The sequence below is a fragment of the Actinopolymorpha pittospori genome (genome assembly GCF_014873875.1).
Lineage (GTDB): Bacteria > Actinomycetota > Actinomycetes > Propionibacteriales > Actinopolymorphaceae > Actinopolymorpha > Actinopolymorpha pittospori.
Map to the genome: position 1 here is coordinate 5,230,771 of NZ_JADBEM010000001.1, position 11,713 is coordinate 5,242,483.

12 protein-coding genes and 1 pseudogene are annotated in these 11,713 nt (G+C 67.8%); 10 read left to right on the forward strand and 3 right to left on the reverse strand.

Annotated elements, in window-relative coordinates:
• The first annotated feature begins 216 nt into the window (after positions 1-216).
• From dgoD to HEB94_RS24650, 7 genes and pseudogenes are all read left to right on the forward strand, one after another.
• Positions 217-1,344, forward strand: coding sequence for a galactonate dehydratase (gene dgoD / locus HEB94_RS24620; protein WP_192752084.1), 1,128 nt, complete (start codon positions 217-219; stop codon positions 1,342-1,344).
• Positions 1,345-1,346: 2 nt separating this feature from the next.
• The gene (locus HEB94_RS24625) at positions 1,347-2,645 is read left to right on the forward strand and encodes an ABC transporter substrate-binding protein (protein ID WP_192752085.1); all 1,299 of its coding nucleotides are present in this window, start codon (positions 1,347-1,349) and stop codon (positions 2,643-2,645) included.
• A 5-nt stretch (positions 2,646-2,650) separates the two neighbouring features.
• Positions 2,651-3,619 carry a carbohydrate ABC transporter permease gene (locus HEB94_RS24630; RefSeq protein WP_192752086.1) on the forward strand — a complete coding sequence of 323 codons (969 nt, stop codon included), beginning with the start codon at positions 2,651-2,653 and terminating at the stop codon, positions 3,617-3,619.
• An 11-nt stretch (positions 3,620-3,630) separates the two neighbouring features.
• A complete protein-coding gene (locus HEB94_RS24635) occupies positions 3,631-4,503 on the forward strand; it encodes a carbohydrate ABC transporter permease (protein WP_337917972.1) in 873 nt (290 codons plus the stop codon).
• 12 nt (positions 4,504-4,515) lie between these two features.
• The gene (locus tag HEB94_RS24640) at positions 4,516-5,148 is read left to right on the forward strand and encodes a DUF624 domain-containing protein (protein ID WP_192752087.1); all 633 of its coding nucleotides are present in this window, start codon (positions 4,516-4,518) and stop codon (positions 5,146-5,148) included.
• 48 nt (positions 5,149-5,196) lie between these two features.
• On the forward strand, positions 5,197-5,979 hold the full coding sequence (locus HEB94_RS24645; RefSeq protein WP_202896522.1) for a ferritin family protein: 783 nt from the start codon (positions 5,197-5,199) through the stop codon (positions 5,977-5,979).
• Positions 5,980-6,098: 119 nt separating this feature from the next.
• Positions 6,099-7,515: pseudogene (locus HEB94_RS24650) on the forward strand (IS1380 family transposase).
• A 304-nt stretch (positions 7,516-7,819) separates the two neighbouring features.
• Here HEB94_RS24650 and HEB94_RS24655 read toward each other — a convergent pair.
• Together HEB94_RS24655 and HEB94_RS24660 are read right to left on the reverse strand one after the other, a co-directional pair.
• The gene (locus HEB94_RS24655; protein ID WP_202896523.1) at positions 7,820-8,122 is read right to left on the reverse strand and encodes a transcriptional regulator; all 303 of its coding nucleotides are present in this window, start codon (positions 8,120-8,122) and stop codon (positions 7,820-7,822) included.
• Between the two features lie 2 nt (positions 8,123-8,124).
• Positions 8,125-8,586 (reverse strand): hypothetical protein, encoded by a 462-nt coding sequence (locus tag HEB94_RS24660; protein WP_192752089.1) that lies wholly within the window; start codon positions 8,584-8,586, stop codon positions 8,125-8,127.
• Between the two features lie 141 nt (positions 8,587-8,727).
• On the opposite strand from HEB94_RS24660, the gene HEB94_RS24665 reads away from it, so the two are divergent.
• Entirely contained in the window at positions 8,728-9,171 is a 444-nt protein-coding gene (locus HEB94_RS24665) for a carboxymuconolactone decarboxylase family protein (RefSeq protein ID WP_192752090.1), read from the forward strand.
• Entirely contained in the window at positions 9,168-9,620 is a 453-nt protein-coding gene (locus HEB94_RS24670; RefSeq protein WP_192752091.1) for an NUDIX domain-containing protein, read from the forward strand. Before HEB94_RS24665 ends, HEB94_RS24670 begins: the two co-directional genes overlap by 4 nt.
• Positions 9,621-9,643: 23 nt before the next feature.
• Here the strand turns inward: HEB94_RS24670 and HEB94_RS24675 are convergent, their stop codons facing one another.
• Positions 9,644-10,579 carry a DUF2332 domain-containing protein gene (locus tag HEB94_RS24675; RefSeq protein WP_192752092.1) on the reverse strand — a complete coding sequence of 312 codons (936 nt, stop codon included), beginning with the start codon at positions 10,577-10,579 and terminating at the stop codon, positions 9,644-9,646.
• Between the two features lie 112 nt (positions 10,580-10,691).
• Between HEB94_RS24675 and HEB94_RS24680 the strand changes: the two genes are divergently transcribed.
• Positions 10,692-11,708: an aldo/keto reductase gene (locus HEB94_RS24680; RefSeq protein ID WP_192752093.1), complete on the forward strand. Its 1,017-nt coding sequence runs from the start codon at positions 10,692-10,694 to the stop codon at positions 11,706-11,708.
• The last annotated feature ends 5 nt before the right edge of the window (positions 11,709-11,713 follow it).

Below are 11,713 nucleotides of genomic sequence, written 5' to 3' on the forward strand. Positions count from 1 at the left end.
GCAGCCGGCCACCGACAACTCCTCCGGGCTCGGCCGGGCGGAGCTGGCCCCGGCGGCCACATCCGGTCGCGGTCCGTAGTCGGTCGTTGTCAGAGCGGATGCGGCTGGCTAGCATTCTCGTGATCGAAACGGTTGTTCCGCTATGCGGAATGCCTGGCGGATCATTTCTCTCACCTCGATGTCGACGCACCGTCGCGGCAGAGGAGGAACTCAGCAGTGAAGATCACGGACATCTCGTGGATCCATTCCGGTCGGGCGGTGTACGTCAAGATCGAGACCGACAAGGACATCACCGGCTATGGCGAGGCCACCAACTTCGCTCCGCGCTCCGTCATCGGCCTGATCGAAGAGATACGGCCGTACCTCCTCGGTGAGGACCCCCGCCGGATCGAGCATCTGTGGCAGGAAAGCTTCCGCCGGCTGTTCGCGCGCGGTGGACCGATCACCGGTTCCGCCCTGGCCGGCATCGACATGGCCCTGTGGGACATCAAGGGCAAGGAACTCGACACACCCGTGTACGAGCTTCTCGGTGGTCTCGCCCGCACGCGGGTGCGACTCTACGGTCACGTCACCGGGCACAGTGCCGAGGAGATCGCCGCCAACGCGAAGCGCCTCGCCGACCGCGGTGTCACGGCCATCCGCTACCGCGGCTTCCACGACATGGACGCCAAGGGGTTGCACGACCACCAGCGTGCCGTACGCCAGCAGGTGGAATACACCGAGGCCATCCGGAGTGCGGTCGGGGACGACGTCGACCTGATCATCGAATGTCACGGGCGGTACGACCCGGACCACGCCGTCCAACTCGCACGCCAGGTGGCGGAGTTCAACCCTCTCTACATCGAGGACCCGGTACGACACGAGAATCCCCAGGCGTTCAGATATCTGCGTAGCCACACCGGAATTCCGCTCGCGACCGGTGAGCGGGGCCACAGCAAGTGGGACTTCCGCGAACTCGTCGTCGACGGCCTGGTCGACTACGTGCGCCCCGACATCTGCTGGGCGGCGGGGTTCACCGAGATGAAGAAGATCGCCGCTCTCGCGGAGGTCTACTACGTCAATCTCGTGCCGCACAACACGCAGGGTCCGCTCGGTTCGGCGGCGAGCCTGCACGCCTCCCTCGCGATCTCCAACGTCGCCCTGATGGAGGCACCGTTCGCGGGCCGGGATCCCGACGTCGACGTGGTGAGCCCCTGGCCGGTGGTCGAGGACGGCTACGCGCTGCCGCCCACCGGTCCCGGGCTCGGTGTGGAGTTCCACGAGGACGCCGTCGCGCCGCCGGCCGAGCCGCGGCGTCAGCATCCCGTCCTGCGTGCCCTCGACGGTTCGGTGCGGGACTGGTGACCATGACCGCAGGCCACAGCCGTCGGCGTTTCCTCGGGTCGAGCGGGCTGCTGCTCGCCGGACTCGGCGTACCCGGGCTCACCTCGTGCGGCGGGGGATCGGGGTCTGGTGGTCAGGTCTCGCTGCGGATGTTCTGGTCCGGCAGCCAGGAGACCAACCGCATTCTCCTCAGCGTCATCAAGGCGTTCGAGAAGGCCAACTCCAAGATCGACATTCGACCGGAGTACGGCGCCGGCGGTGGTGCGGCGGACAAGCTCAACACCCAGATCGCGGGCGGTCGAGCACCGGACCTCATCGTGATGTCGACGTCCAGCATGTCCGACTACGTGAAGCGCAAGGTCATCTTCCCGCTGGACGAGTACACCTCCAGCGTGATCGACCTCTCCGACTTCGACAAGCGGGTCGTCGCCAACGCCACCATCGACGGCAAGCTCTACGCCCTGCCACTCGGTGTCAACGCGCCCGGACTCATCTACAACAGGACGGTCTTCGAACGTGCCGGCGTCGACGTCCCGCCGCCGGAGTGGACGTGGGACGACTTCGCGCACACGGCCAACGTCCTGACCACCGCGGTCGGAGACGGGGTCGCGGGAAGCGAGGACGCGGGCGGCAAGAAGGCTCCGTTCGAGCTGTTCATCCGGCAACGTGGCAAGGAACTCTTCGACGGTCCCCAGCTCGGCTTCACCAAGGAGGACCTCGGTGACTGGCTGGACTTCTGGTACCAGCTGCGCAGGACGGGCGGGGTCGTCGCACCGGACGTGCAGGCGCTTTACGACCAGATGGCCAACAGCCCGCTGATCAAGGGGAAGGCGCCGATGCTGTTCGCCGCCGCGGACAACATCCTCGGGGCGCAGCCGCTGATCAAGGACAAGCTCGACCTGCACCTGTATCCCCGCGGTGAGGGCGACGCGCCGCTCGGCTTCTACCTCGTGTCCAACACGATGTTCGTCGGATACGCGCGAACCGAGCGCAAGCAGGAAACGGCCACCGCGATCGGGGCCATGCTCACCAAGCCCGAGATCGCGAAGTTCAACATGGTCGAACACGGCATGCCACCGTCGTCGAAGGCCCGCGACCTGGTCGCGGCCGAACTCGACGCCGACGCGAAGCACGTGTTCGACTTCATCCAGAACTTCGCGACGATGGCCGGCGACCCGCCCGCGCCCGCACCGCCGGGAGGCTCCGAGGTCGAGGACATCCTCGACCGGACCAACACCGACGTGGCGTTCCGGCGTCTCGACATCCCCGCTGCGGTCGACCGCTTCTTCTCCGAGGCCTCCTCGGCGCTGAAGAGCGACTGACGCGCATGGCGGCGACTACCGGCTCTGCGGCGTCGACCCGGGACCGTGGCTCGCGCGGTCCCGGGTCGGGGCGGCGTCGCTACAGTCCCTTCGGGACCGACAACCTGTGGGGAAACCTCTTCCTGCTGCCGTGGTTCCTCGGCTTCGTCGGCCTCACCTTCGGTCCGATGCTCGTCTCGCTGTATCTGTCGTTCACCGACTATCCGCTGCTGTCCGCACCGAGTTGGATCGGCCTGGACAACTACGCGCGGATGTTCTTCCACGACCCGCGTTTCCTGCAGTCCGTACGCGTGACGCTCATCTACGTGGTGATCTCGGTACCCCTCGAGCTGACCTTCGCCCTCTTCCTCGCGCTCATCCTCAACCGCGGGCTGGCCGGTCTGGGCACGTACCGGGCGGTCTACTACGTACCCTCACTCCTCGGCGGCAGCGTCGCGGTCGCCGTGATGTGGCGGCAGATCTTCAGTGCAGACGGTCTGGTCAACAGGTTCCTCGCGGTCTTCGGCGTCACCGGTCCGAGCTGGGTCTCCTCGCCGGAGTACTCGCTGTACACGCTGATCATCCTCACGGTCTGGCAGTTCGGCTCGCCGATGGTGATCTTCCTCGCGGGACTGCGGCAGGTGCCGCCCGAGTTGTACGACGCGGCGTCGGTGGACGGTGCGAACTGGTGGCGGCGGTTCGTGCACGTCACGCTTCCGATGCTGACGCCGATCATCCTGTTCAACCTGATCCTGCGGACGGTCTCGGCGTTCCAGTCCTTCACCGGCGCCTACATCGTCAGTGGTGGCAGCGGTGGACCGTCGGACTCGACGCTGTTCTACACGCTGTACCTGTACCAGGAGGGATTCACCAACTTCCGGATGGGCTACGCCTCGGCGATGGCCTGGCTGATGTTCCTGACAGTCGGTGCGGTGACGCTCGTCAACTTCTTCATGAGCCGCTACTGGGTCCACTACGAGAGCGAAGACAGGTAGGAGGCTGACCCGTGGGCTTCTCGTCGACCTCGGTCCCGGTGTCGCGCGGCGGGGTGCACCGCGTTCCACGACTGGTGGCACACGTCGCACTCGTCGTCGGTGCGGTGATCATGATCTACCCGTTGGTGTGGATGCTCTCGAGTTCGGTGAAGCCGGCGGAGGAGATCTTCACCGACATCTCGCTCCTCCCGAGACACCTCACGCTCGCCAACTACCTCGACGGCTGGTCCGGGCTGGAGCTTCCGTTCGGGAGGTACTTCCTCAACTCGCTGCTGGTCTGTGCCGGCGCGATCGTGGGAAACCTGGTCGGTTGTTCGATGGCGGCCTACGCGTTCGCCCGGTTGCGCTTCCGCTTCCGGAACCTGTGGTTCGCGCTGATGATGGCGACCATCATGCTGCCCTCCCACGTCACGCTCATTCCGCAGTACGCGTTGTTCAACAGCATCGGCTGGACCAACTCCTACCTGCCCCTGATCGTGCCCAAGCTGCTCGCGACGGAGTCGTTCTTCATCTTCCTGATCGTGCAGTTCATCAGGGGCCTGCCGCGTGAGCTCGACGACGCCGCCAAGATCGACGGCTGTGGACCACCGGGCATCTACTGGCGGATCATCCTGCCGCTGCTGCGTCCTGCCCTGGTGACCACGACGATCTTCACGTTCATCTGGACCTACAACGACTTCTTCTCCCAGCTCATCTACCTGTCCGACTCGAGGCTGTTCACGGTGCCGCTCGCGCTCAGCCTCTTCCTGGACATGACGGGGGAGTCGGCCTGGGGGCCCATGTTCGCGATGAGCGTGTTGTCGCTGATCCCGGTCCTGGTGTTCTTCGTGGTGTTCCAGCGGATGATCATCGAGGGCATCTCGACCAGCGGTCTGCGGTCCTGAAGGAGGCCCGACGTGCGTTTCGGCCGGATCCACGCCATCCTCGAGGTCTTCGCCAACCACGTGTTGCTCAGCTTGTTGTGGCTGGTGGGATGCCTTCCGGTCGTGACCGTCCCGGCGTCGACCGCCGCGATGTTCGCGGTCACCCGGCGGTGGGCGGACGGCGACGAACCCCGACTCCTCGGCGAGTTCGCTTCCGCGTTCCGGCGTCTGTTCTGGCGGAGTTCGCTCGTCGGTGTCGTCTGGCTGGCGGCCGGAGCCGTTCTGCTCCTCGACTTCGTGATCATCGGTCACATGGAGGCGGGTGTGCGCCGGCCGTTGTGGGTGCTCCTCGCGGGCCTGAGTGTCATCTACGCGTTGACATCGGCGAACGTGGGCCCGGCGCTGACCGGCCGCGACGTCGGGTGGCGCCGCGTGGTCGCGAACGCTGCCCTCGTGGCCGCCGCCCAGCCGTTGCCGACCGCCGCGTCGGCGCTGGTCATGGCGTCGGCCGCGACGCTGGTGTGGGTCTTCCCGCCGGTGCTCCTCGTGCTGCCGAGCGTCACGGCGTACGTCGTGACCCGGTTGCACGTTCGTGCGGTTCGCCACCTGCTGGACCGGGAGACGGGTCGTACGCCGCGGTCGAGTCGTCAGCCGGTCTCGGGTTGAGCTGGCGGCGATATCCGGTTGTGGGACGGGCCCGGGTGGTGCTGAAGTGTGCCGGTGGACAGTGGTGTGGTGCTGGCGTGCTTCGACCAGCAGATGCGGCGGGACGCTCCTCCTGACGGACCGGGCGCACGGGTCGAGCGGGCCGACGACGTGGTGCGACAGGTCGGAGGCGACGCCGGCTGGAACGGAGTTCTGTGGTCGGAACTGGACGCCGACACCGCGGACGCGGCGATCGCCGCCCAGGTGCGCCACTTCCGCGAACTGGGCCAGGAGTTCGAGTGGAAGCTGTACTCCCACGACCGGCCCGTCGACCTGGCGGAGCGACTTCGGCGCGCGGGCTTCGCCGCGGAGCCTCCGGAGACGTTGATGGTTGCCGAAGTCGCCGCCCTGACCACCGAGGTCGAACTCCCCGACGGTGTCGATCTACGCCTCATAACCGATCCGGAGGCAGTCGACCTGGTGGTGGACGTGCACGAGCAGGCGTTCGGTGAGGACGGTTCCCGCTTCCGCGACAGCATCCGCGCCCAACTGGCGGAGCAGCCGGACAGGGTGGCCGTGGTCCTCGCCGTGGCCGGCGACGTGCCGGTGTGCGCGGCACGGATGGAGATGCCTCCGGGCACCGACTTCGCCAGCCTCTGGGGCGGGGGCACCCTGCCAACCTGGCGTGGACGTGGCATCTACCGGGCGACGGTCGCGCTCCGCGCCCGCATCGCCGCCGAGCGCGGCTACCGCTACCTCCAGGTCGACGCCTCGGACCAGAGCCAGCCGATCCTGGGGCGGCTCGGGTTCGTCGCGCTGAGCACCACCACGCCGTACGTGTACGAGGCTTAGCCTCAATCCGTGGACCGGGTGAGTGGGCCCTCGGCGCGGTAGCAGGGAAAGTGCCTTCTGGATCGGGAGAATCTGGAGTGTCGAAGTCCTGATCCAACCCGATCCAAAAGGCACTGGTAGTGAAGTTACCGTATGGGTGGTCGCGTGCGAGGCCGGTGTTCGATGATCAGAACCTGGTGTCGTGTGCGGGCCTGGTGCCGGTGATGGCGTTGGCCGAGCGGGCGGGCCTGTCGGAGCTGGTGGACGAGCGGGTCGCGATCCGGACCACGACGGTGAGGTCGGCAGCGGTGAACCCGGCGGGCAAGCTGACTTCGATCGTCGCGGGGATGGCTGCCGGCGCGGACTGTATCGACGATCTGGATGTGATCCGCTCTGGTGGGATGCGGCGGCTGTTCGGCGGGGTGTATGCGCCGGCGACGCTGGGCCAGTTTCTGCGGGAGTTCACCCACGGCCACTGCATGCAGTTGGCGTCGGTCGCGCGGGCGCACCTGGTCAACCTTGTCCAGGCCAGCGGGCTGCTCCCCGGCATCGAGACCCAGGCGTTCATCGACATCGACTCACTCCTACGCCCGGTCTATGGGCACGCCAAGCAGGGCGCGAGCTTCGGGCACACCAAGATCGCCGGCCGGCAGGTGCTGCGCCGGGGCTTGTCACCGCTGGCGACCACGATCAGCACCAGCCAGGGCGCGCCGGTGGTGGCCGGGATCCGGCTCCGCGCCGGACGGGCCGGGTCTGGGAAAGGTGCGGCGAGCATGGTGGTCGAAGCGATCGCCACCACCCGCGCCGCCGGGGCGGCCGGCGAAATCCTGATGCGGGGCGACTCGGCGTATGGCAACCACGCCGTGGTCGCCGCGTGTGTGAAAGCAGGGGCGCGGTTTCTCGGTGGTGCTGACCAAGAACCCGGCAGTGACCGCTGCGATCGCCTCCATCCCCGAGCACGCCTGGACCCCGGTGCACTACCCCGGCGCGGTCACCGATCCCGACACCGGTGAGTTGATCTCCGACGCCGAGGTCGCCGAGACGGAGTTCACCGCGTTCACCTCCACCAAACACCCGGTCACCGCCCGGCTGGTCGTGCGCAGGGTCCGTGACCGAGCCCACGACCAGGCCGGCGATCAGGAGCTGTTCCCGGTCTGGCGTCATCACCCGTTCTTCACCAACAACACCGAACCCACCGCGCAGGCTGACATCACCCACCGCCGGCACGCGATCATCGAAACCGTGTTCGCCGACCTGATCGACGGACCACTCGCACACCTACCCTCAGGCCGGTTCGCCGCCAACAGCGCCTGGGCGATCTGCGCAGCCATCACCCACAACCTGCTCCGCGCCGCCGGCACCCTCACCAGCCCCCGCCACGCCGCCGCCCGCGGCGCGACGCTGCGCCGCCACATCGTCACCGTCCCCGCCAGAATCGCCCACCCACAGCGCCGCACCGTCCTACACCTGCCCGAGCACTGGCCCTGGGCGGAACAGTGGAACACCCTCTGGCACAACGTGTTCCGCCCCGCAACCGGGCCACCACACGTCGCCTAAAACTAGCCACCCGCCACCAAGGCCCGACCGGAGACCAAAGGAAAGCTGGGCAGACCAGCAATCCCGGCCTGCCCACCCACCACCAACCACGACCCACCCACAACCAAGACCATCAACTCAGCGGGTCCACGGATCGAGGCTTAGGGTGCGTCTCCCACATCCTGCCTGACTCGCGATGCCCCGCATCCACGCTGGCCACGTTGTCCTCGTCGCGCGTAGAACACCGCTACGCGCTCCTCCTCCGCCTCGCCACCGCGGCGCGGATGCACCGCTCGCTTCACCGGCTCGATGTGGGAGACGCTCCCTAGGGCGCCTCTCCGACGATCGCGCGGAGCGCGGCCACATGGTCGCGGTAGGCGGCTCGACCGGCCGACGTCAACTGGAGCCAGACACGCTGGCGGGTGTCGCGAACCGCCTTGCGCTGTTGGACGTATCCGGTGTCGATCAGCACGCTCACATGCTTGCTGAGGACGGAGGCACTGACCTCCAGTCGCTCCTGGACGACGCTGAACTCGGCTTCGGCCACCGCGTCCAGGAGCGCGCAGATGCGCAGTCGGTTGGACGCGTGGATCGTGGCGTTGAAGCCATCGACGGGATTGTCGCTCATGCTCATGCCGACCTTCGGGCGCGTCGTCGGAAGAGTGCGCCGGAGGCCGCGATGATCAGCGCGCCGATGGCAGCCGCCGCCACCCACCAGTACGTCTGTCCGTACGCCACGTCCAGCACCGCGGCGGCGGCGAAGGTGAGGAAGATGCCGATGGTGGGAGGCCACACCAGGCGAGCATCGGCTCGACCAAGCTGTGCGCGGACACCGACTTTATTGACGTAGACGCGCACCAAGCCGCCGACACCTGCCAGCGCCACCAGGGTGACCACGACCGTGGCGGGCCCAGGCAGCAGTTGGCCCAGAGCGAGGACCGCGACCAGGAGGGCGAGGGCGGGGAAGTACCAGCCGGGAACGGGGATGGTTTCGATGCTGGATCGAGCCTGCTCGGCCGCGCGGAGGGCGACTCGTGCCTCCTCGGGTGTGGGGCGAGGGCTCGGACTGTCGGGGTGGGCGTCTGTTTCCATGGCGGAAAGAAAAGCATGCGACTTTCCAAGTTGTCAACTCGCGACTTTCCGATCCGGCAAGCGTGACCTTCGGGACGTGGACCGGCGAGCGTCCGCCGTCAGGTTGACCTAGAGCGCGCTCTAGGTCATACGTTCGTGGACATGGACCAGGAACGGAACAGCAGGAACACCGGATCGGGCGGCTCCGAGGTCCGTCAGGACCGCTTCGAGCATGGCCTGGAGGTCCTCAGCCGCATCGACGGTGAGAGCGGACACCGGGTCGTCGAATCCCTGAACGACATCTCGCCCGAACTCGGACACCAGATCGTCGCCTGGGCGTTTGGAGACATGTACGACCGGCCCGCGCTGCCGCCGCGGGACCGTCAGCTCGTCACCCTCGGCATGCTGACCGCGCTCGGTGGCTGCGAGGTCGAACTCGACGTTCACATCAACGCTTCCCTCAACGTGGGTCTCAGCCCCGAGGAGGTCGTCGAGGCCCTGCTGCACGCGGCGGTCCACTGCGGGATCCCCAGGTCGCTCAACGCCACCCTCGTCGCGAAGAAGGTCTTCGGCGAACGCGGACTGCTGCCGGTCGCGGGCTCGTGACGCGAAACGACTCCGCGTCCGACGTGTGGAGCGCCACGCCCCGGTATCACTTCGGGGTCTACGCCTACGTCGAGCGAGCGGGAGCGCTCCTCACCGTGCGGAAGACCCGCGGCCCGTACACCGGCCTGCTGGATCTTCCCGGTGGTGCGCCGGAACCGGGGGAGAGGCGAAGCGAGGCTCTCCGGCGTGAACTCATGGAGGAGTGCGGCGCCGAGTTGGTGACGTGCTCTGGCTGGAGGCATCTCTCGTTGCGAGTCCGGCAGGACTCCGAGGGAACGCCCATCGACTTCCACCACGAGGCGGACTGGGTGGTGGCGACGGTGACCGGCGGGTCGAACCCGCGCTCCGTCGACACGGCGGGCACCGAGTGGGCGGGACTGCGGGCCGGGCGCGAGCGGTTCAGCCCGCTGGTGCGCGCGGTCATGGCAGGGGTCAACCCGACCCGGTGACGTTTGGAGGATCTGTGCGCCGACTACCCGAACCAGACCATCCCCTGCCCGTGGCCCCGGGTCCAGGCGAGTGGCTTTCCGTCCAGTGCGAGCACGTTGTGCAGTGCCTCACCCGGCGGCTCCGCCAGCGCGTCGTAGGGCAGCACGTCGGGGTCCTCGACCGCGATCCAGTGGCCGGGCAGGTCACGTACCAGCTCGACGAACGCCTGCCGGCGGGGCCGCGGCACCTGGTACAGCACCGAGGTGTGGAACACCACGAGCGTCGCGCCAGCCGGCACCTTCTCGAGGAGTCCGGGCAGGTCGTCCACGAGGTCGCCGCGCACGAGCAGGGGCGGTTCGGCCGCGGCGACCGCTGCCGCGGCGCGCAGCCTGTCACGCCGGTGCGCGTGCTCCGGCCAGATGAGAGCGTCGAGCCACGCGACGTCGGCGGGGTTGGTCACGTCGAGTGGATTCAGGTCGATGCCGGCCCGCCACACCACCTCGGGAACCCCGGCCGGCGGTGTCATCCCGGTCGCCGCGCACTCGAGGACCGGATCGCCGGAACCGACCACGTGGTCGCCGTAACGGTAGCCGTACCGGTCGGGGTAGAGGCACAGGCCGGCGGCGGTGCCGACCTCCAGCAGGGCGAGCGGTTGCGGCAGCGAAGCCAGCACCGGCAGCAGTAGCGCGCACCGCCCGGCCTCGTTGGTCTGGGTGGCTCGGCCGCGCATCTCGAACTCGATCGCCGGCCAGTTGGCGACCGTGAAGTCATGGAAGTCCGCGGGGTCCTCGACCGGACCGCCGAGGAACCGCACGACGCCGAACAGCAGATTCGGCTGTCGTTTCGAAGGAGAGAGGGTGCCGAGCAGTGCGAGCAGTTCATCGTCGCGGGAAACGGCGAGCGACAGCCGCTCGTACGTCGCGGAGACGTCATGCGCCTCGCGGATGGCGAAGTCGGCGTACAAGTCGGCGGTCGTCATGGGCACCACCCTCTCAGACCTGACCGTCCACGCCGCCGTGTCACGACGACTGGACGTGTGAACAACGAGAGACCTGGGTCCGCAGGCCCGGTCGCAGAAACGGAAGAGACAGATGAAGTACAGAGTCCTAGGCGGAACGGGCATCTCGGTCAGCGAGTTCGCCCTCGGCACGATGATGCTCGGAGCGATGGGCAACACCGACCACGACGAGTCGGTACGCATGATTCACACCGCCCTCGATGCCGGCATCAACTTCGTCGACACCGCCGACGTCTACTCCCAGGGCGAGTCGGAGGAGATCGTGGGCAAGGCCCTCAAGGGCCGCCGCGACGATGTCGTCCTCGCGACGAAGTTCGCCCTGCCGATGGGATCCGACCGCAACCACCGCGGCGGCTCTCGGCGATGGGTCATGCAGGCCGTCGAGGACAGCCTGCGGCGGCTCGACACCGACCACATCGACCTGTACCAGATGCACCGGCCGGACCACGGCACGGACATCGACGAGACGCTGTCGGCGCTCTCGGACCTCGTTCACGCCGGCAAGGTACGGGCGATCGGCGGCTCCTTCTTCTCACCAGCCCAGGCCGTCGAGGCCCAGTGGACCGCCGAGCGGCGCGGCCACCAACGCTTCCGTACCGAGCAACCGCCGTACTCGATCCTGACCCGAGGCATCGAGGCCGAGGTCCTGCCGACCGCCCAGCGTTACGGCATGGGTGTGCTGACGTTCGGTCCGCTGAACTCCGGATGGCTGTCCGGACGCTCCGACCCGACCAGCGGCCACCGCAACGCCGGGGCCGGGGCGAAGATGTTCGACCTCGACGAGCCAGGCGTACGTGCCAAGGCGGACGCCGTGGACAAGCTGAAGGCGCTCGCGGCCGAGGTGGGGGTGTCCCTGCCGCACCTTGCCATCGCGTTCGTACGCTCGCACCCCGCGATCACGTCGGTCATCATCGGTCCCCGCAGGCCTGAGCAGCTCGAGGACCTGCTGGCCGGTGCCGACCTCGAACTCGATGCGGACGTCCTGGACCGGATCGACGAGATCGTTCCGCCCGGTGTGGACGTCAATCCCGACGACTTCTACATCGACCCGACGCCCCCGATCCTGGACAAGCGCCTGCGTCGTCGCTGACCGAC

Excerpts from the sequence above, each read along its gene's own strand:
- HEB94_RS24625 (WP_192752085.1), top strand. The coding sequence starts at position 1,347 with ATGACCGCAGGCCACAGCCGTCGGCGTTTCCTCGGGTCGAGCGGGCTG.
- HEB94_RS24630 (WP_192752086.1), top strand. The coding sequence starts at position 2,651 with ATGGCGGCGACTACCGGCTCTGCGGCGTCGACCCGGGACCGTGGCTCG.
- HEB94_RS24655 (WP_202896523.1), bottom strand. The coding sequence starts at position 8,122 with ATGAGCGACAATCCCGTCGATGGCTTCAACGCCACGATCCACGCGTCC.
- HEB94_RS24660 (WP_192752089.1), bottom strand. The coding sequence starts at position 8,586 with ATGGAAACAGACGCCCACCCCGACAGTCCGAGCCCTCGCCCCACACCC.
- HEB94_RS24665 (WP_192752090.1), top strand. The coding sequence starts at position 8,728 with ATGGACCAGGAACGGAACAGCAGGAACACCGGATCGGGCGGCTCCGAG.
- HEB94_RS24675 (WP_192752092.1), bottom strand. The coding sequence starts at position 10,579 with ATGACGACCGCCGACTTGTACGCCGACTTCGCCATCCGCGAGGCGCAT.
- HEB94_RS24680 (WP_192752093.1), top strand. The coding sequence starts at position 10,692 with ATGAAGTACAGAGTCCTAGGCGGAACGGGCATCTCGGTCAGCGAGTTC.